15 protein-coding genes are annotated in these 19,379 nt (G+C 33.6%); 13 read left to right on the top strand and 2 right to left on the bottom strand.

The window, feature by feature from the left end; genetic code table 11:
* The first annotated feature begins 94 nt into the window (after positions 1-94).
* The 7 genes from hisD (at position 95) to hisIE (ending at position 6,894) form a co-directional block, all read left to right on the top strand.
* Positions 95-1,375 carry a histidinol dehydrogenase gene (gene hisD / locus AC1Q5Z_RS06055; RefSeq protein WP_492444058.1) on the top strand — a complete coding sequence of 427 codons (1,281 nt, stop codon included), beginning with the start codon at positions 95-97 and terminating at the stop codon, positions 1,373-1,375.
* An 89-nt stretch (positions 1,376-1,464) separates the two neighbouring features.
* Positions 1,465-2,514 carry a histidinol-phosphate transaminase gene (gene hisC, locus AC1Q5Z_RS06060; RefSeq protein WP_343586694.1) on the top strand — a complete coding sequence of 350 codons (1,050 nt, stop codon included), beginning with the start codon at positions 1,465-1,467 and terminating at the stop codon, positions 2,512-2,514.
* A gap of 176 nt (positions 2,515-2,690) precedes the next feature.
* Positions 2,691-3,827: a bifunctional histidinol-phosphatase/imidazoleglycerol-phosphate dehydratase HisB gene (gene hisB / locus AC1Q5Z_RS06065; RefSeq protein WP_343586696.1), complete on the top strand. Its 1,137-nt coding sequence runs from the start codon at positions 2,691-2,693 to the stop codon at positions 3,825-3,827.
* Between the two features lie 102 nt (positions 3,828-3,929).
* Complete coding sequence (gene hisH, locus AC1Q5Z_RS06070) at positions 3,930-4,511, top strand: imidazole glycerol phosphate synthase subunit HisH (protein WP_198855689.1); 582 nt, start codon at positions 3,930-3,932, stop codon at positions 4,509-4,511.
* A gap of 86 nt (positions 4,512-4,597) precedes the next feature.
* A complete protein-coding gene (gene hisA / locus AC1Q5Z_RS06075) occupies positions 4,598-5,323 on the top strand; it encodes a 1-(5-phosphoribosyl)-5-[(5-phosphoribosylamino)methylideneamino]imidazole-4-carboxamide isomerase (RefSeq protein ID WP_343586700.1) in 726 nt (241 codons plus the stop codon).
* Between the two features lie 174 nt (positions 5,324-5,497).
* The gene (hisF, locus tag AC1Q5Z_RS06080) at positions 5,498-6,253 is read left to right on the top strand and encodes an imidazole glycerol phosphate synthase subunit HisF (RefSeq protein WP_492444059.1); all 756 of its coding nucleotides are present in this window, start codon (positions 5,498-5,500) and stop codon (positions 6,251-6,253) included.
* 44 nt (positions 6,254-6,297) lie between these two features.
* Positions 6,298-6,894, top strand: a complete 597-nt coding sequence (hisIE, locus tag AC1Q5Z_RS06085; protein WP_343586705.1) for a bifunctional phosphoribosyl-AMP cyclohydrolase/phosphoribosyl-ATP diphosphatase HisIE — start codon at positions 6,298-6,300, stop codon at positions 6,892-6,894.
* Between the two features lie 150 nt (positions 6,895-7,044).
* Here hisIE and AC1Q5Z_RS06090 read toward each other — a convergent pair whose 3' ends face one another.
* The gene (locus AC1Q5Z_RS06090) at positions 7,045-7,743 is read right to left on the bottom strand and encodes a carbohydrate-binding family 9-like protein (protein WP_343586708.1); all 699 of its coding nucleotides are present in this window, start codon (positions 7,741-7,743) and stop codon (positions 7,045-7,047) included.
* A gap of 117 nt (positions 7,744-7,860) precedes the next feature.
* Between AC1Q5Z_RS06090 and AC1Q5Z_RS06095 the strand changes: the two genes are divergently transcribed.
* Together AC1Q5Z_RS06095 and AC1Q5Z_RS06100 are read left to right on the top strand one after the other, a co-directional pair.
* On the top strand, positions 7,861-9,516 hold the full coding sequence (locus tag AC1Q5Z_RS06095; protein WP_492444060.1) for a M1 family metallopeptidase: 1,656 nt from the start codon (positions 7,861-7,863) through the stop codon (positions 9,514-9,516).
* A gap of 158 nt (positions 9,517-9,674) precedes the next feature.
* Positions 9,675-11,330, top strand: coding sequence for a M1 family metallopeptidase (locus tag AC1Q5Z_RS06100; protein ID WP_492444061.1), 1,656 nt, complete (start codon positions 9,675-9,677; stop codon positions 11,328-11,330).
* 242 nt (positions 11,331-11,572) lie between these two features.
* Here AC1Q5Z_RS06100 and AC1Q5Z_RS06105 read toward each other — a convergent pair whose 3' ends face one another.
* Positions 11,573-13,117 carry a hypothetical protein gene (locus AC1Q5Z_RS06105; RefSeq protein WP_198855682.1) on the bottom strand — a complete coding sequence of 515 codons (1,545 nt, stop codon included), beginning with the start codon at positions 13,115-13,117 and terminating at the stop codon, positions 11,573-11,575.
* Between the two features lie 155 nt (positions 13,118-13,272).
* Between AC1Q5Z_RS06105 and AC1Q5Z_RS06110 the strand changes: the two genes are divergently transcribed.
* The 4 genes from AC1Q5Z_RS06110 (at position 13,273) to ilvB (ending at position 19,317) form a co-directional block, all read left to right on the top strand.
* Entirely contained in the window at positions 13,273-14,448 is a 1,176-nt protein-coding gene (locus tag AC1Q5Z_RS06110; RefSeq protein WP_343586717.1) for a 2-isopropylmalate synthase, read from the top strand.
* A gap of 60 nt (positions 14,449-14,508) precedes the next feature.
* A complete protein-coding gene (gene leuB / locus AC1Q5Z_RS06115; protein WP_492444062.1) occupies positions 14,509-15,627 on the top strand; it encodes a 3-isopropylmalate dehydrogenase in 1,119 nt (372 codons plus the stop codon).
* A gap of 269 nt (positions 15,628-15,896) precedes the next feature.
* The gene (ilvD, locus tag AC1Q5Z_RS06120; protein WP_286968265.1) at positions 15,897-17,570 is read left to right on the top strand and encodes a dihydroxy-acid dehydratase; all 1,674 of its coding nucleotides are present in this window, start codon (positions 15,897-15,899) and stop codon (positions 17,568-17,570) included.
* Positions 17,571-17,628: 58 nt separating this feature from the next.
* Positions 17,629-19,317 (top strand): biosynthetic-type acetolactate synthase large subunit, encoded by a 1,689-nt coding sequence (gene ilvB, locus AC1Q5Z_RS06125; protein ID WP_198855678.1) that lies wholly within the window; start codon positions 17,629-17,631, stop codon positions 19,315-19,317.
* The last annotated feature ends 62 nt before the right edge of the window (positions 19,318-19,379 follow it).

The raw sequence follows: 19,379 nt of genomic DNA on the forward strand, positions 1-19,379 counted from the left end.
TTAAGCTTTTGAAAAGCTTGCTCCTTATGCAAAAAACAAACACAACGTTAATAAAGCCTAAAGCCTACAGCTTAAAGCTTAAAGCTTAAAAAAAATGAATAAAATAATCAGTCCAAAACCAGAAATCTGGTCAGAAATATTAAAGAGACCAACACAAACTGTTGATGATATTGAAGTTACAGTAAAAGAGATTTTTAAAGAGGTTCAGAGAAAAGGAGATGAAGCGGTTGCAAAATACACTTCGATTTTTGACGGAATTTCGCTAGATAATTATGAAGTTTCTCAGGCAGAAATTGAAGAAGCAATTAGTCTGATTCCGATTGAATTGAAGGAAGCGATCGAATTAGCAAAAAACAATATTTATAATTTTCACAACGCTCAAAAAACAGATCGCGTTTCTATTGAAACGATTGAAGGAGTAAACTGCTGGCAAGAAAAAAGACCAATTCAGAAAATTGGTTTATATATTCCAGGAGGAACGGCACCTTTGTTTTCTACAGTCTTAATGTTGGCTGTTCCGGCTGAAATTGCGGGTTGTAAAGAGATTGTTTTGTGTTCGCCACCAGATAAAAAAGGAAAAATAAATCCAGCGATTTTGTATGCTGCAAATTTATGTGGTGTAACTAAAATTTTGAAAGTTGGCGGAATTCAAGCCATTGCAGGAATGACTTTCGGCACACAATCTATTCCGAAAGTGTATAAAATTTTCGGACCAGGAAATCAGTTTGTTACGGTTGCAAAACAATTGGCAACTCAGTTTGGAGTAGCAATCGATATGCCTGCTGGCCCTTCAGAATTGTTAATTGTCGCAGATGATAGCGCAGTCCCTGCTTTTGTAGCTTCAGATTTACTATCTCAGGCAGAACATGGAACAGATAGTCAGGTAATTTTGGTTTCGACTTCAAAAAAACTAATTGACGAAGTAGAAAAAGAAGTTCAGACTCAATTACAAGAGCTTCCCCGAAAAGCAATTGCAGAAAAAGCCATTGAGAATTCAAAGCTAATTTTTGTTGAAAACGATCAGATTGCTTTAGATTTAATCAATGAATATGGCCCTGAGCACTTCATTATTTGTTCTGAATATGATGATTTCTATTGTAACGGAATCGTAAATGCAGGTTCTGTTTTTATTGGGAATTATACGCCAGAAAGTGCTGGAGATTATGCATCTGGAACCAATCATACTTTGCCGACCAACGGTTACGCTAAGAATTACAGCGGTGTAAATTTGGACAGCTTTATGAAATCGATGACATTCCAAAAAATCTCAGAAAAAGGGATTCAGAATATTGGAAACGCTATTGAAAGAATGGCTGAAGCTGAAGGATTGCAAGCACACAAAAATGCTGTAACATTAAGATTGAAGAGTTTATAATAAAAGACAAAGGAAGAAGAAAGAGCAAAGAAGCAAGATTTTTTTTAAAGTCTTTCATCTTGGTTCTTGCTTCTTAAAAAAATAAAACAATGAGCACTTTCGATATAAATACAATAACACGTGAAAACGTAAAATCTTTAAAACCATATTCTTCGGCAAGAGATGAGTTTGAAGATTTTGACACAGCCGAAATGATTTTTCTAGATGCTAATGAAAATCCGTTTCAAAATGGTGTAAACCGCTATCCAGATCCACAACAGAATTCGGTTAAAGCAATTTTGGCTAAAAACAATTTAATAAAACAAAGCCAGATTTTGTTAGGAAACGGAAGCGATGAAGTTTTAGATCTGCTTTTTAGAGCTTTCTGCGAACCAAATAAAGACAATATCATTTCGTTGCCACCAACATACGGAATGTATGGTGTTTTGGCTAATATTAATGCGGTTGAAAACAGAGAAATTCTGCTATCAACAGACTTTCAGCCACAAGTAGAAAAGATTCTAGAAGCTGTTGATAAGAATACGAAAATTATTTTTTTATGCTCACCAAATAACCCAACAGGAAATTCTTTTTCAGATGAAAGTGTGGTGAAATTATTGCAAAACTTTAAAGGTTTAGTAGTAATTGATGAAGCATATATTGATTTTTCGGAGAAGGAAAGCTGGTTGGCAGAAATAGATGCCTATCCAAATTTAGTGATTACGCAAACACTTTCTAAAGCTTATGGTTTAGCAGGAATTCGTTTAGGAGTTTGCTATGCTTCTGAAGCTGTAATTTCAATTTTAAATAAGATCAAACCGCCTTATAATGTAAACGAATTAACGCAACAAAGAGCAATCGAACGTTTGAAGGATTTTGATAAAATTAAACAAGAAATAGCTTCTATTGTTGAGCAAAGAGAAGAGTTGCTTAAAGTTTTACTTGAAGTGAGTTTTGTTGAAAAAGTATATCCAACAGAAGCTAATTTTATTTTAGCAAAAGTGGATGATGCGAACAAAAGATACGATCAATTAATTGAAAAAGGAATTGTTATCCGTAACAGAACAACACAGCCTTTATGTGAAAATTGTCTTCGTTTTACAATTGGAACAAAAGAAGAAAATGCGGTTGTAATTAAAGAATTAAAATTATTGAACTAAAAATATTAGCCACAGATTATACAGATTAAAATGATTTTTTTATTCTGTTTGTGTAGAATTTTTTTTTTGCCACGAATTACACGAATTTACACGAATTGAATTAGTGAAATTTGTGTAATTCGTGGCAAAAGAAAAATCATTTTAATCCTTTTAATCTGTGGCAAAAAACATAAAATATGAAAAAAGTACTTTTTATCGATCGTGACGGAACGATTGTTTTAGAACCTGAAAACTACCAATTAGACAGTTTAGATAAACTAGAATTTTATCCAAAAGCATTTCAGTATTTGGCTAAAATTGCCAACGAATTAGATTACGAATTAGCAATGGTAACCAATCAGGACGGATTAGGAACGGATAGTTTTCCAGAAGATACGTTTTGGCCAACGCAAAATTTCATTTTAAAAGCTTTTGAAAACGAAGGAGTTGTTTTTGATGAAATTTTTGTAGACAGAACTTTTCCAGAAGAAAATGCATCAACACGTAAGCCAAGAACTGGAATGTTAACCAAATATTTGAACAATCCGCAATATGATCTTGAAAATTCTTTTGTTTTAGGAGATCGTTTAACAGATGTTGAATTGGCTAAAAACCTTGGTGCAAAAGCAATTTTCATGAATGACACAGATGGAGCAGGAAGTACTGAAATTTCATCTAAACGTGAAGAATTGAACGATACCATTGTTTTGCAGTCAATGGATTGGAAGAAAATCTATGAGTTTTTAAAATTAGAGGCGCGTTCGGCTTCTATTACAAGAAAAACGAACGAAACGGATATTTATATTAATTTAAATCTTGACGGAACAGGAAAAAGCAAAATCGACACCGGAATTGCATTTTTTGACCACATGTTAGATCAAATCTCGCGTCACGGTCAAATGGACTTGGAGATTCTTGTAAAAGGGGATTTAGAAGTTGATGAACATCATACAATCGAAGATACGGCAATTGCTTTAGGAGAAGTTTTCGCAAAAGCGTTAGGAAATAAACTAGGAATCGAGCGTTATGGATTCTGTCTTCCAATGGATGATTGTTTAGCGCAAGCAGCAATTGATTTTGGAGGAAGAAATTGGCTGATTTGGGAAACGGAATTCAAACGCGAAATGGTAGGTAAAATGCCAACAGAGATGTTTTATCACTTCTTCAAATCATTCACAGACGGCGCAAAAGCTAACTTAAACATCAAAGCAGAAGGAATCAACGAGCATCATAAAATTGAAGCAATTTTTAAAGCTTTCGCGAAAGCAATAAAAGTAGCCGTAAAAAGAGATACCGAAAAAATGATTTTACCTTCAACGAAAGGAATGCTTTAATTGAGTCAAAAGTGGAAAGTCATAAAGTCGAAAGTTTCCTAAATAACGGATATTTAAAACGACTTTAAGACTTTGGGCTTTAGACTTTAAGACTAAAATTAAATGAAAATAGTAATTATAAATTACGGAGCAGGAAATATACAAAGCATAATGTTTGCTATTGAAAGATTAGGTTTTAAAGCTGTTCTGAGTAATAATCCAGATGAAATCAAATCGGCAGATAAAGTGATTTTTCCTGGTGTGGGCGAAGCGAGTTCGGCTATGGCAAAACTTCGTGAAAGTGGTTTAGACAGTTTGATTTCAGAATTAAAACAGCCTGTTTTAGGAATTTGCTTAGGAATGCAGTTAATGTGCAACAAAACAGAAGAAGGGAATACCAAAGGATTAGGCATTTTTGATGTTGATGTTGTAAAATTTTCAAACAACGTAAAAGTGCCACAAATGGGTTGGAATCAGATTTATGATTTAAAAACCGATTTATTCAAAGGAATTTCTGAAAATGAATTCATGTATTTGGTTCACAGTTTTTACGCACCAAATTGCGAATATGCTGTTGCTACAACCAATTATGATGTAGAATATGCATCGGCATTACAAAAAGATAATTTTTACGGTACACAATTTCACCCAGAAAAGAGCGGTGATGTCGGAGAAAAGATTCTAGGTAATTTTTTAAAAATGTAAAAATTCAAATATCAATCAAATTATCAATTTTGAAAATCAAAAAGACTTTATGACTTTAGACTTTCAAACTTTAAGACTAAATTAAAATGAGAATAATACCAGCCATAGATATCATTGAAGGAAAATGCGTTCGTTTGTCCAAAGGTGATTATGATACTAAGATAATTTACAATGAAAATCCGCTTGAAGTGGCAAAATCATTTGAAGCACACGGAATTGAATACCTGCATTTAGTAGATCTTGACGGCGCAAAATCAAGCAAAATTGTCAATTATAAGATATTAGAACAAATTGCAACGCAAACGAGCTTAAAAATTGATTTTGGAGGCGGATTAAAATCCGATGATGATTTAAGAATTGCTTTTGAAAGTGGTGCAAACCAAATTACCGGCGGAAGTATTGCTGTAAAAAACAGAGCAATTTTTGAAAAATGGATTTCAGAATACGGTTCAGAAAAAATTATTTTGGGAGCTGATGCAAAAGATGAAAAAATAGCAGTTTCTGGCTGGTTAGAAGAATCTAATGAAGATTTAGTTCCTTTTATTCAGGATTATCAATCAAAAGGAATTCAGTATGTTATTTGTACCGATATTGCAAAAGATGGAATGCTTCAAGGTCCAAGTTTTGATTTGTACAGTAAAATTTTGGCAGAAGCAAAAGGTGTAAAACTAATTGCTTCTGGAGGAATTTCAACTTTCGACGAATTACCAAAACTTGCAGAATTAGGCTGTGAAGGAACTATTATCGGAAAAGCAATTTACGAGGGAAGAATTAGCTTGAAACAGTTGGAAAACTATATAATTAGTAAATGAGAAAATTTGATAATTAGATAATGATTTAGCAAATGCAGAAAATTATCTAATTGACTAATTCTCAATTTGACACATTAAAAATTAGAAAATGGGAAAATTTGATAATTAGATAATTTACACAGTATGTGAAGTAATTATCTAATTGACTAATTTTCTAATTAACACATTAGATAAATGTTAGCAAAAAGAATAATACCTTGCTTAGATATAAAAAACGGAAGAACAGTTAAAGGCGTTAATTTCGTTGACTTGCGTGATGCAGGAAATCCTGTAGAATTGGCTGAAATTTACTCGAGAGAAGGTGCAGATGAATTGGTTTTTCTGGATATTTCGGCAACTGAGGAAAGACGCAAAACACTTGTAAATATGGTACGAAGTGTGGCAGAAAAAATCAATATTCCGTTTACGGTTGGCGGCGGGATTTCATCTGTTGAAGATGTAGATATTCTGTTAAATAATGGAGCTGATAAAGTTTCAATTAATTCATCGGCAGTTAAAAATCCGCAGTTAATTAATGATTTAGCACAGAAATTTGGAAGTCAATGTGTTGTCGTTGCAATCGATGCCAAACAAATTGACGGACAATGGATTGTACATTTAGTTGGAGGAAAAGTACCAACCGAATTGAATTTATTCGATTGGGCAGTTGAAGTGGCAGAACGAGGCGCAGGAGAAATTTTATTTACTTCGATGGACAACGACGGAACTAAAAACGGTTTTGCAAACGAAGCTTTGGCAAAATTGTCAGAATTAGTAAATATTCCAATTATTGCTTCGGGAGGAGCAGGAAATATACAGCATTTTGTAGATTCATTTAAAAAAGGAAAAGCAGATGCCGCTTTGGCAGCAAGTGTTTTTCACTTTAAAGAAATCGAAATCAAAGCGTTGAAACAAGAATTAAGAAATAATAATATAGAAGTTCGATTATAGTTTTGACTTTAAGACTTTGGACTTTACAACTTTAGACTAAAATTATGGATATCGATATCAAAAGCGCACACGGATTAATTCCGGCTATAATCCAAGATTCAGAAACAAAAAATGTTTTGATGCTGGGTTATATGAACGAAGAATCGCTTCAAAAAACAATAGAAACACAAAAAGTAACTTTTTTCAGCCGTTCAAAACAAAGACTTTGGACGAAAGGCGAGGAGAGCGGTAATTTTTTAAATCTGGTAAGCATTAAAAATGACTGTGACGGCGATACGCTATTAATTCAGGCGAAACCAGTTGGACCAACGTGCCACACAGGCGCAGATACTTGCTGGCAGGAACCAAATGATGTGAATTACGGTTTTATTTCGCAATTAGAAAATACAATCAAAACCCGCAGAGAAAATGCTGATTCTGAACAGAGTTATGTAGCTTCTTTATTTGCAAAAGGAATCAATAAAATTGCTCAAAAAGTTGGAGAAGAGGCAGTAGAAGTGGTGATTGAAGCAAAAGATGATAACGATGATTTGTTTCTTAGCGAAAGCGCCGATTTACTTTTTCATTATCTGATTTTACTACAGGCAAAAGGTTATCAGTTAAATGATGTTGTAGAAGTTTTGAAGAAACGTCAGAAGTAAAGCTTGTCATTTCGACCGAAGGGAGAAATCACACTAGAAATTCCGCAAAGAGTATCTTCAATCTTTGTCGATTTATGAGTGTGATTTCTCCCTTCGGTCTAAATGACACAATTGAGCAATTATATAAATAAACAGTTAAGCAAAAACAAATCATTCTACAAACTCAAAAACTGCAAACTCTTGTGGCTGATGAAAACCAAAAATTAAACTCTTATAAGGTTGTAAAGCAAGATATTCAGTTGTATTACCGTAATCAATTCTAAAAGCATTTCCTTTCCATTTTGTTCCAACTTTAGGTTTCGAAAAACCGCTGTTTTCAATATTTTCTAGACTAGAAAACGGAATTTTAATTTCAACCGAATAGCCTTCTGGAGTCATTTTGCTTACAGATTCCAAACCTTTTATATCAAAATCCATTGCTGTATTCCATCCGCCACATTCTGGAGAGATGCATTTTAAAATCAAATCATAATTTGTAGAAAATGCATTCACTCCAATTTCAATATAATTCTGACCGTCTCCATCTGGATCAAGAAATATTTCGACTAAATCATCAGTATTAAATATTTGAGAATCTTTTTTTTGTGCTGATCCAATAATTTGTGAATCAGTGCATTTGTAGGCTAAATATAAGTTTTTGTTATTCCACGAAAGTGAAACAAAAGTATTTTGCAAAGCTTTTTCTCCAGAATTATGAATTACGAAAGGGCCAATAAAAGGAGTTTTCCACTCTTTTAAATTTCCATCAATTGTTATTTTCTCAGATGTTTTATAAACAGGAAATGTCTGCGTATAGTTATTTATTGAATATAGAAATATCAAAAGGTATGCAAATGAGCTAAATTTCATAAAACAGGAAAATTTTAGCTAAAATAAAAAACAATATGATATATGATTATAAATTTTGTAACATAAATTGAAAATATATACTAATGTTGTAACTAATTCAAAACTTAATTTATAGATATGAAAAGATACTTTAAAAGTGTTGTAGTTGCTTTTCTAATAGGTTTTACTGCCAATGCTCAAGGCCTTTTAAGTAAATCAGAAACAGGTTTTACACATCAGGATACTTTACGCGGAAGCATTACCAAAGAAAGAACTTGGTGGGATTTGAAATATTATCACCTTGATATTAAGGTGAATCCGGCAGACAGAACCATTTCGGGAACCAATACTGTTCGTTATACGGTTTTAACGGATTACAATCGTATGCAGATTGATCTTCAGCAACCAATGAATATCACAAAAGTTACACAGAATGGAAAGGAATTAAAGTTTGAAAGAGATGGAAATGCTTTTTTTATTACTTTGAATGAAAATCAAAAAATGGGCGATACAAAAGAAATTATAGTATCGTTTGGCGGTGTTCCAAAAGAAGCTGTTCGTCCGCCTTGGGATGGAGGAATAACTTGGCAGAAAGATAAAAACGGAAAAGATTTTATAGCTTCATCTTGTCAGGGATTAGGAGCTAGCGTTTGGTGGCCTTGCAAAGATCATATGTACGACGAAGTGGAGAATATGCTAATTAGTGTAAATGTTCCTGGCGATTTAACTGATGTTTCAAATGGAAGGCTTCAAAGTGTTAAAAAACAAAAAGATGGAACAAAAACTTTTAACTGGTATGTTGCTAATCCAATTAATAATTACGGCGTAAATATCAATATTGGAGATTACGTTAATTTCTCAGAAAAATTTAAAGGAGAAAAAGGTGATTTAGATTGTAATTACTATGTTTTGAGAGACAATTTAACTAAAGCAAAAGAGCAATTTAAAGATGCGCCAAAAATGTTGAAGGCTTTTGAAAGCTGGTTCGGGCCTTATCCGTTTTACGAAGACAGTTATAAATTGGTCGAAGTTCCGTATTTGGGAATGGAGCACCAAAGTTCTGTAACTTATGGGAACAACTATCAAAATGGACACAATGGACATGATATAAGCGGAACCGGCTGGGGATTAAAGTTTGATTATATCATTATTCACGAATCGGGTCACGAATGGTTTGCTAATAATATTACTTATAAGGACATTGCCGATATGTGGATTCATGAAAGCTTCACCACTTATTCAGAAGTTCTTTTTATAGAATATTATTACGGAAAAGATGCCGCAAATGAATACGCGAGAGGAATTAGAAAAATGATTGCTAATAAAGAGCCTATTATTGGGTATTATGATGTAAACAGAGAAGGTTCTGGCGATATGTATCCAAAAGGCGCCAACATGATTCATACGATTCGTCAGGTGATTAATGATGATGCGAAGTTTAAATCGATTCTTCGTGGATTGAACAAAACGTTTTATCATCAAACCGTTACCACAAAACAAATTGAAGACTATATTAGTAAAGAATCTGGAATTGATTTTAGCCCCATTTTTAATCAGTATTTGAGAACGTCTCAGGTACCTGTTTTTGAATATTATTTTAAAAATAAAAAATTAGCTTATCATTGGATTAATTGTCAGGAGAACTTTAATCTTCCTTTAAAGGTAACTTTAAACGGCGAAGAAACTTGGCTAAAACCAACAACAGACTGGCAAGCCAAAGATTTAAATAGCGAAAAAACAACTTTAGCTGTAGATAAAAACTTTTATGTTATTGAATCTAATATCACAAATTAATCTTTGTAATTAGTTTAAAAACTGAAACCCAATAAATTTCTTATTTATTGGGTTTGTTTTTTATGAAGAAATCATAAAATTTTAGAATTCTTAATTCGAATGTTTACATTTGTGACAGATTAAGTTCGAATACTTTATTTATTTTATAATTCTAACTAATGAAAAATTACTTTGGAAGCATTTTAGGTGCTTTTCTAATTGGTTTTACTGCCAATGCTCAGGGACTTTTAAACAAGTCAGAAACCGTTTTTACACATCAAGACACTTTACGCGGAAGCATCACAAAAGAAAGAGCTTGGTGGGATTTAAAATATTATCACCTTGATGTAAAGGTTAAACCTGCTGAAAAATTTATTTCAGGTTCAAACACCGTTCGTTATACTGTTTTAACAGAAAACAACCGCATGCAGATTGATTTGCAAGAACCAATGAATATTACCAAAGTAACGCAAAATGGTAAAGAATTAAAATTTGAAAGAGATGGAAACGCGTTTTTCATCACTTTAAACGAAAAACAAAAAGTTGGTGCAGTAAAAGAAATCGTGGTTTTTTTTGAAGGAAAACCGAAAGAAGCTGTTAGAGCTCCTTGGGATGGTGGTTTCTCTTGGAAAAAAGATAAAAACGGAAAAGATTTTATTGCTACATCTTGCCAAGGTTTAGGCGCGAGCGTTTGGTGGCCTTGCAAGGATCATATGTACGATGAAGTGGAGAATATGCTAATAAGCGTTAATGTTCCTGGAGATTTAACTGAGGTTTCTAACGGAAGATTACAAAGCGTAAAGAAAGAAAAAGACGGAACTAAAACTTTCAATTGGTATGTTGCCAATCCGATCAATAATTATGGTGTAAACATCAACATTGGAGATTACGTTAATTTCTCTGAAGTTTTCAAGGGAGAAAAAGGAAATTTAGACTGTAATTATTATGTTTTGAAAGACAATCTTGCTTTGGCAAAAGAGCAGTTTAAAGATGCTCCAAGAATGCTTAAAGCTTTTGAAAACTGGTTCGGGCCTTATCCTTTTTACGAAGACAGTTATAAATTGGTTGAAGTTCCGTATTTAGGAATGGAGCACCAAAGTTCTGTAACTTACGGAAATCAATACAAAAATGGTTATTTAGGACGTGATTTAAGCGGAACAGGTTGGGGATTAAAGTTTGATTTTATCATTATTCACGAATCAGGTCACGAATGGTATGCTAACAATATTACTTACAAAGACATTGCAGATATGTGGGTTCACGAGAGTTTTACCAATTATTCAGAAAGTCTTTTTGTAGAATATTACTATGGTAAAGAAGCCGGTGCTGACTATGTAATTGGATGTAGAAAAAACATTAAAAATGACACACCAATTATTGGACATTATGATGTAAACAATGAAGGATCTGGAGATATGTATCCAAAAGGAGCTTCAATGCTTCATATGATTCGTCAAGTTATCAATGATGATGCAAAATGGAAATCGATTTTACGAGGCATGAACAAAACGTTCTATCACCAAACGGTTACCGGAAAACAAATTCAAGATTATATTAATGAGCAATCTGGAATTAACTTCAATAGAGTTTTTGCTCAATATTTAACTACAACTCAAATTCCGGTTTTTGAATATATGTTTAAAAATGGAACGTTCGGATATCATTGGACAAATTGTGTAGCGAAATTTGATATGTCGGTAAGAGTGAAATTAAACGGCGTTGAAACATGGTTGAAACCAACTACAGAATGGCAATCGGTTAAAACAACAAACGAAGATAGAAAACTAGAAGTTGATAAAGATTTCTATGTTACGACTTCTAATATAGTCGAATAAAAGTTCGACAATTTTCAATTTTTTAAATCCCAAATTCCAATTTTAAGTGGAGTTTGGGATTTTTTTATTGGTTTTAATTTTTTCATTCAGTATATCATTTCTCCTTCGTCGAAATGAGAAATAGTACGTTGCAATTGTGCGTGCAAACCTTTATCAAAGTTTTAAACTTTGACAAAGGTAGTAACGCAAATAGTTTGGAATTTGGAATTTTATATCCCGAGACTTCGGGATTGGAATTTAAATTAACGATTGTTAAGTTTTGCCTTTTCCTTAATTATATCCGCAATTTTTCGATTCTCAATTTTACTTTCAAGCCACGAAATAATATCGAGATATAAGAAAGCTCTTTTCTCGTAAGTGTTCTTTTCAAGTTCTACGAAACGAGCGTGCATTTTCTTGAATTCCTTTTTAATATCAGCAGGGTAGAAGTTGTTTAGGTTTCTTAAAAACTTGATAATCTCCTTTTGAACTTCATGCAAATCGTTCATCTTTAATAAGAACTTATAGGTACTCTTTAGATGATTTTCTAAATAATAATCTTTTCCAAGTTCGTAATGTGCAATCAGCGATAATAATCTCGCGAAGCACATTAAATCTTCGCGCATGGTCAAGTTCTTGTTATTGATGATTTTATCTAAGTAATTAATGCATTCATTGTATTTTTCGTTACCAAAATAAATAGAAGCAATTTTATAGAAAAACAACATTTCGTGATGCTCATCAAGATGCTCGCTGTGTAATTTTAGTTTATTTAAAATTTCAGGAATCAAATATTCGCTTTCTGCGAAAGTACCTTCTAGTATGTGTAGATTCAATTTATTGTTATATACATATAAGAAAGACAATGAAGCAAGATTATCATTTGAAGGGAATTTAGGATCTGCAATAGTTTCTTCCAAAAGATTCAAGTACTTTTTGAAATTCGACTTATACTTAAGCATATAAAGCGATTCTAAGAAGTAATGATTTCCTTTTAAGAAAAATACAGGATTCAGATAAATCATATTTGGATTATCATAAAAAAGCTGCACCCATTTATAAGCAAATTTATAACTAGCCAAGAAATCTTGGACTAGAAAGCTTCGCCACAAATTAGCATTGTAAAACCAATATTTTTCGCGAAAGCCAAATTTACTTTCATCAAGTTTAGAAATATGTCTATTAAAATAGTCGTCTATGTATTTGTATTCGGCATCACTTTTTACATATCCTGTTTTTAACATGATTCCGTACAGCTGAAGCGATAAGTTCGAAAGTTTACTTGAAATCGTGTTTCTATAATTTAATTCTTTGGCTTGAACAACCAATTCGTCGGCGCGACCTTGAATACTTCGTGTAATATATTGTGATTCGATTAATTTTTCGAACTCAACAATTTCATACGCCATATATTTTTCGTCATTTTCAAGAGCTTGCTGTTTTGTTTTATCTAAAATTTTCAAACTCTGCTTGTATAATCCTTTATTATAAAGAATAACAGCAAAATCCATTTGCTCGCGAAGTTGATAACGGATGTTCTGGCTCGGAATGTTTAGCCTTATACTTACTAGAATTTGTTTGTATAAGTATGATTTTAAGTTAGATAACTGTACTTTTTGGATAACACCACTTTTAAGAATGAGTTTTTCATCATAAACTTCAGATTTATCTAAAATGTTGAATAATTCGATAAATTTTGTATTTGAACTCGTTTCTAATCGGCTTGCAAAAATTTTAAACTGCCTTTTTTCTGATTTCGAAAGTGATTTGATTAGAACAAATAAGAAATCTTTTTGATGGTTAGCCATTGTAAAAAATAATAATATAACTTATTGATTGTAAGTTAGTTAATATGTGATAAATCGTTTTATAAACAGTATAATTTCATTAAAATGAATTTCATACTGTAATAGTACAATATATATTTGTTATCAAGATGTGAAATTACATTAAATAAATGAATATGAATAGAGAGAAAGTTCAAATTTTTGACACCACATTGCGAGATGGTGAACAAGTTCCAGGATGTAAGTTAGATACTAAGCAAAAATTAGTTATTGCAGAACGACTAGACAAAATGGGAGTTGACATTATCGAAGCAGGCTTTCCTGTGTCAAGTCCGGGCGATTTTTTATCGGTCTCTGAGATTTGTAAAATTGTAGAAAATGCAACCGTCTGCGGACTTACAAGAGCCGTTAAAAACGACATTGATGTTGCAGCAGCTGCTTTAAAGCACGCTAAGAAACCTAGAATCCATACTGGAATCGGAACTTCGGAATCTCATATACTCCACAAATTACAAACTACGCCTGAAGATATTATTGCTAGAGCAAAATTTGCTGTATCACATGCTAAATCTTATGTAGAAGATGTTGAATTCTATGCAGAAGACGCTGGTAGAACAGACAATGCGTTCTTAGCTAAAGTTTGTGAAGAAGTGATTAAATCTGGAGCAACTGTATTGAATATTCCTGATACTACTGGATATTGTCTTCCAGAAGAATACGGAGCAAAAATTAAATACTTAAAAGAAAACGTAAAAGGAATCGAAAACGTAATCCTTTCATGCCACTGTCATAATGATTTAGGAATGGCAACTGCAAACTCAATCGCAGGAGCTATAAATGGAGCAAGACAAATAGAATGTACTATTAATGGTATTGGAGAGAGAGCTGGAAATACTGCACTTGAAGAAGTGGTTATGATTTTCAAACAACATCCTTACCTAAACTTAGATACAAACATCAATACAAGAGAATTGAACGAAATGAGTCGTTTGGTTTCTGAAAGTATGGGAATGATTGTACAGCCTAATAAAGCGATTGTTGGAGCAAATGCTTTTGCGCATAGTTCTGGAATTCACCAAGACGGCGTAATCAAAAACAGAGCAACTTACGAGATTATGGATCCGCTAGATGTGGGTGTGAATGAATCTTCAATCATTTTAACAGCAAGAAGCGGTAGAGCAGCTTTGGCTTACCGTGCTAAGAAAGTAGGTTACGAATTAACAAAAACTCAATTAGATATCGTTTATGTCGAATTTTTGAAATTCGCTGATATTAAAAAAGAAGTGGTTGATGCAGATATTCATCAGATTATCGAAGCTTCTAAAATAGAAGGAGAATTAATTAGAAGTTAATATTTCAAAATAAGAATTTAAGGAACAATAAGGATTTAAAGACATAAATAGCGAGAGATTATGAATTTAAAAATAGCAGTTTTACCAGGAGATGGAATTGGACCTGAAGTAATTTTACAAGCTAAGAAAGCTTTGTACGCCATTGGCGAAGTGTATAATCATGAATTTGTTTTTGAGGAAGCGCTGATGGGAGCGGTTGCTATCGATAAAACAGGAAGTCCTTTACCGGAACAAACTCTGAATCTTTGTTTAAATACAGATGCAGTTTTGCTTGGTGCAATTGGGGATCCAAAATACGATAATAACCCAAATGCAAAGGTTCGTCCTGAACAAGGATTATTAAAACTGCGAAAAGAATTAGGATTGTTTGCTAATATTCGTCCTATAAAACCTTATAAAGCCTTAATTGAAGCTTCTCCTTTAAAGAGAGAAATTATCGAAGGAGCTGATTTTACGATTTTTAGAGAATTAACTGGTGGTGCTTATTTTGGAACAAAAACACTGAATGAAGAAGGAACACACGCTTCAGATTTATGCGAATATTCAGAAGAAGAAATTACTAGAATTGCACATTTAGCTTTTAAGTCGGCTCAAAAACGACGCAAAAAGCTAACAATGGTAGACAAAGCAAATGTTTTGGAGACTTCAAGATTGTGGAGAAAAGTAGTTCAGAAAGTGAGCGAAGAGTACTCGGATGTTAAGCTTGATTTCTTATTTGTAGATAATGCAGCAATGCAGTTAATCTTAAATCCAAAACAGTTTGATGTGATTTTGACTGAAAACTTGTTTGGAGATATTTTATCTGATGAAGCTAGTGTAATTACAGGCTCAATTGGTTTATTGCCATCAGTATCTTTAGGAGAAAAAAATGCTTTGTTTGAGCCAATTCACGGATCGTATCCGCAGGCAAAAGGAAAAAACATTGCTAATCCGATTGCTTCGATTTTAGCAGCGGCGCTTTTGTTAGAACATTTTGGATTAACTAAAGAAGCTCATGTAATCTATAAAGCGGTAGAAAAAGCAATAGAATACAAAGTGGTCACAGTTGATTTGAAACCTGATTCAAAATTTGGAACAAACGAAGTAGGAGAGTTCGTTTCTAATTTTATTTTCAGCAAAGATGATTTGCTGTATTTCAATAATGATAATGTAAGTATTGGGCAATCTACAATTGTTTAATATTTTTTGTTAAAATGTGAAGATAATAACAAGAAGTCTTTGAAATGTTGAGATTTTATTTTTTTACTTCCAGAAGTTTGCTTACTTTTGTGACACTAAAAAATGAATGATGCAAATCTCAATTATTATTACTTCTGTCGTTGTTGTCAATGTGATTCACACATCTGCATCGGGAATGTTATAAATATAATTGAAAGACTATATTACAAACCTTCCAAATACTGGAAGGTTTTTTTTTGAATAAAATTTTAAAATAAATAAAAGCAATAATGGAATTAAATAAGTACAGCAAGACCATCACACAAGATCAAACACAGCCTGCGGCGCAAGCGATGTTGTACGGAATTGGTTTAACTGAAGAAGATTTAAAGAAAGCACAAGTTGGTATTGTGAGCATGGGTTACGATGGTAACACTTGCAATATGCACCTTAATGATTTAGCAAAAGATGTTAAAAAAGGTGTTTGGGATGCAGATCTTGTCGGACTTATTTTTAATACCATTGGTGTCAGTGACGGTATTTCTAATGGAACAGAAGGAATGCGTTACTCACTGGTTTCTAGAGACGTAATCGCAGATTCTATTGAAACTGTTGCTGGAGCGCAATGGTATGATAGTATTATTGCAATTCCTGGTTGCGATAAAAATATGCCTGGAGCATTAATCGCAATGGGAAGATTAAACCGTCCTTCTATGATGATTTACGGTGGTTCTATTCACTCTGGAAAATGGAAAGGAGAATCTTTAAACATTGTTTCTGCTTTTGAAGCTTTAGGAAAAAAAGTAAAAGGCGAAATCACTCCAGAAGATTTTAAAGGTGTTATTCAGAATGCTTGCCCAGGAGCTGGTGCTTGTGGTGGTATGTATACTGCAAACACAATGTCTTCTGCAATTGAAGCATTAGGAATGAGCTTACCTTATAGTTCTTCTAATCCTGCTTTAAGCCAAGAAAAAAGAGATGAATGTTTGGAAGCTGGAAAAGCAATCAAAATATTATTAGAAAAAGATATCAAGCCAAGAGACATTATGACTCGTAAGGCTTTCGAAAATGCTATTACAATTGTAGCTGTTTTAGGTGGTTCTACAAATGCGGTTATGCACTTAATTGCAATGGCTCACTCAGTTGGAATTACAATCACTTTAGATGATTTTCAAGCAATTAATGATAGAACACCAGTATTGGCAGACATGAAGCCAAGTGGTAAGTATATGATGGAAGACATTCACGAAGTTGGAGGTATTCCAGCAGTTATGAAATACTTATTGAAAGTTGGACTTATTCACGGAGACTGTTTAACTGTAACAGGAAAAACGGTGGCTGAAAACTTAGCTTCAACTCCAGATTTACAAGACGGACAAGAAGTAATTCATGAAATTCAAAAAGCATTAAAACCAACAGGAAATATTCAGGTATTATACGGAAATCTAGCTTCTGAAGGTGCTGTAGCAAAAATCAGCGGTAAAGAAGGAGAATATTTTGAAGGACCAGCTGTTGTATTTGAAGGTGAATTTGAAGTAATTCCAGGTCTTCAAGCCGGAAAAATTAAACCAGGTAATGTAGTCGTCATCAGGGGTTGTGGACCAAAAGGTGGTCCGGGAATGCCTGAAATGCTGAAGCCTACATCTGCTATTATTGGTGCTGGATTAGGAAGCAGTTGTGCACTAATCACAGACGGTAGATTCTCGGGCGGTTCGCACGGTTTCGTGGTAGGTCACGTTACACCAGAAGCATATGACGGTGGTGGTATTGCACTAGTAAAAGATGGAGATTTAATTGCTATCGATGCTGTGAAAAATACAATCGACCTGAAGATATCTGACGAAGAATTTGCAGCAAGAAAAGCGGCTTGGGTTCAGCCGAAATTGAAAGTTGACAGAGGGGTTTTACTTAAATACGCTAAGTCGGTTTCGAGTGCATCAACAGGATGTGTAACCGATAATTAATTATAAAAAAATCAAAAATCAATTTCAGCAAAATTGAAATTGATAAAAAAAATATACTATGAAAATATCAGGGGCAGAAGCCGTTATAAGATGTTTATTAGCAGAAGGAGTAGATTTAATTTATGGTTACCCAGGTGGAGCTATAATGCCAGTTTACGACGAATTATATAAATTTCAAGATCAGTTACACCACGTTTTAGTTCGTCACGAACAAGGTGCAACGCATGCAGCTCAAGGTTATGCACGAGCTACAGGAAAAGTAGGAGTAGCCATTGCTACTTCTGGGCCAGGAGCTACAAACTTAGTAACTGGTATCGCAGATGCTCAAATCGATTCAACTCCATTAGTATGCATTACTGGGCAAGTTGGAAGACATTTATTAGGATCTGATGCATTTCAGGAAACAGATATTATCGGAATTTCAACTCCGGTAACAAAATGGAATTTTCAGGTAACTGAAGCTTCTCAAATTCCTGAAATTATTGCAAAAGCATTTTACATTGCTCGTTCTGGGCGTCCAGGACCAGTGTTGGTTGATATTACTAAAAACGCTCAGTTTGATGAGTTCGAATTTAGCTACGAAAAATGCACAGGAATTAGAAGTTATGTTCCAGTTCCAAAATTAAATTTAGATAAAGTTGCCGAAGCTGCAGCTTTAATCAATAGTGCTAAAAAACCTTTTATTGTTTTTGGACAAGGAGTTATTCTAGGTCAGGCAGAAGCAGAATTTAAAGCAGTTGTTGAAAAATCTGGAATTCCAGCAGCTTGGACAATTTTAGGATTATCAGCTTTACCAACAGATCATCCTCTAAACGTTGGTATGCTTGGAATGCATGGAAATTATGCGCCAAATTTACTAACAAACGAATGCGATGTTTTAATTGCTTTCGGAATGCGTTTTGACGACCGTGTAACAGGTAAATTAAGTACTTATGCAAAACAGGCAAAAGTAGTTCACTTCGAAATTGATCCTGCAGAGGTTGATAAAAACGTAAAAACAGAAGTAGCTGTTTTAGGGGATGTGAAAGAATCTTTAGCTGCTTTATTGCCATTATTAGATGCAAAATCTCATGATGCTTGGCACAATGAATTTAAAGAGTTAAGCAAAGTTGAATACGATTCAGTAATAAAAGAAGAATTAAATCCAACAAACGGTAAAGGAATTTCGATGGGAGAAACTATCGAAATGATTAACAAACACTCAAAAGGAGACGCAATCATTGTTTCAGATGTTGGTCAGCACCAAATGTTTGCTTGTCGTTATGCTAAATTCAATTCAACTAAAAGTAATATTACTTCTGGAGGTTTAGGAACTATGGGATTTGCATTGCCTGCTGCGATTGGAGCAAAAATGGGAAAACCAGAGCGTGAAGTAGTAGCGATTATTGGTGATGGAGGTTTCCAGATGACAATTCAAGAACTAGGAACAATTTTCCAAACTCAGGTTCCAGTGAAGATTGTTATTTTAAATAATGAATTCTTAGGAATGGTTCGCCAATGGCAAGAATTATTCTTTGATAATAGATATGCTTCTACAAAAATGATTAATCCAAATTTCATTGCAATTGCAGAAGGATATCATATCAAATCTAAAAAAGTTACACAGCGTGAAGATCTTGATGCAGCGGTCGCTGAGATGCTGGCTTCAAAAGATTCATATTTCTTAGAAGTTGTAGTCGAAAAAGAGAACAACGTTTTCCCAATGATTCCAACAGGAGCTTGTGTATCAGAAATTAGATTAAGTTAAGAAAAAAGTTTCAGTTTCAAGTTTCAGGTTTCAAGTTCTGCTGAGAACGTGAAACATGAAAC

The organism is Flavobacterium sp. GW823-FHT06G12, assembly GCF_058794775.1.

What these genes read in the sequence shown, in the direction of transcription:
- hisD (WP_492444058.1), top strand. Translation starts at nt 95, where the DNA reads ATGAATAAAATAATCAGTCCAAAACCAGAAATCTGGTCAGAAATATTA.
- hisC (WP_343586694.1), top strand. Translation starts at nt 1,465, where the DNA reads ATGAGCACTTTCGATATAAATACAATAACACGTGAAAACGTAAAATCT.
- hisB (WP_343586696.1), top strand. Translation starts at nt 2,691, where the DNA reads ATGAAAAAAGTACTTTTTATCGATCGTGACGGAACGATTGTTTTAGAA.
- hisH (WP_198855689.1), top strand. Translation starts at nt 3,930, where the DNA reads ATGAAAATAGTAATTATAAATTACGGAGCAGGAAATATACAAAGCATA.
- hisA (WP_343586700.1), top strand. Translation starts at nt 4,598, where the DNA reads ATGAGAATAATACCAGCCATAGATATCATTGAAGGAAAATGCGTTCGT.
- hisF (WP_492444059.1), top strand. Translation starts at nt 5,498, where the DNA reads ATGTTAGCAAAAAGAATAATACCTTGCTTAGATATAAAAAACGGAAGA.
- hisIE (WP_343586705.1), top strand. Translation starts at nt 6,298, where the DNA reads ATGGATATCGATATCAAAAGCGCACACGGATTAATTCCGGCTATAATC.
- AC1Q5Z_RS06090 (WP_343586708.1), bottom strand. Translation starts at nt 7,743, where the DNA reads ATGAAATTTAGCTCATTTGCATACCTTTTGATATTTCTATATTCAATA.
- AC1Q5Z_RS06095 (WP_492444060.1), top strand. Translation starts at nt 7,861, where the DNA reads ATGAAAAGATACTTTAAAAGTGTTGTAGTTGCTTTTCTAATAGGTTTT.
- AC1Q5Z_RS06100 (WP_492444061.1), top strand. Translation starts at nt 9,675, where the DNA reads ATGAAAAATTACTTTGGAAGCATTTTAGGTGCTTTTCTAATTGGTTTT.
- AC1Q5Z_RS06105 (WP_198855682.1), bottom strand. Translation starts at nt 13,117, where the DNA reads ATGGCTAACCATCAAAAAGATTTCTTATTTGTTCTAATCAAATCACTT.
- AC1Q5Z_RS06110 (WP_343586717.1), top strand. Translation starts at nt 13,273, where the DNA reads ATGAATAGAGAGAAAGTTCAAATTTTTGACACCACATTGCGAGATGGT.
- leuB (WP_492444062.1), top strand. Translation starts at nt 14,509, where the DNA reads ATGAATTTAAAAATAGCAGTTTTACCAGGAGATGGAATTGGACCTGAA.
- ilvD (WP_286968265.1), top strand. Translation starts at nt 15,897, where the DNA reads ATGGAATTAAATAAGTACAGCAAGACCATCACACAAGATCAAACACAG.
- ilvB (WP_198855678.1), top strand. Translation starts at nt 17,629, where the DNA reads ATGAAAATATCAGGGGCAGAAGCCGTTATAAGATGTTTATTAGCAGAA.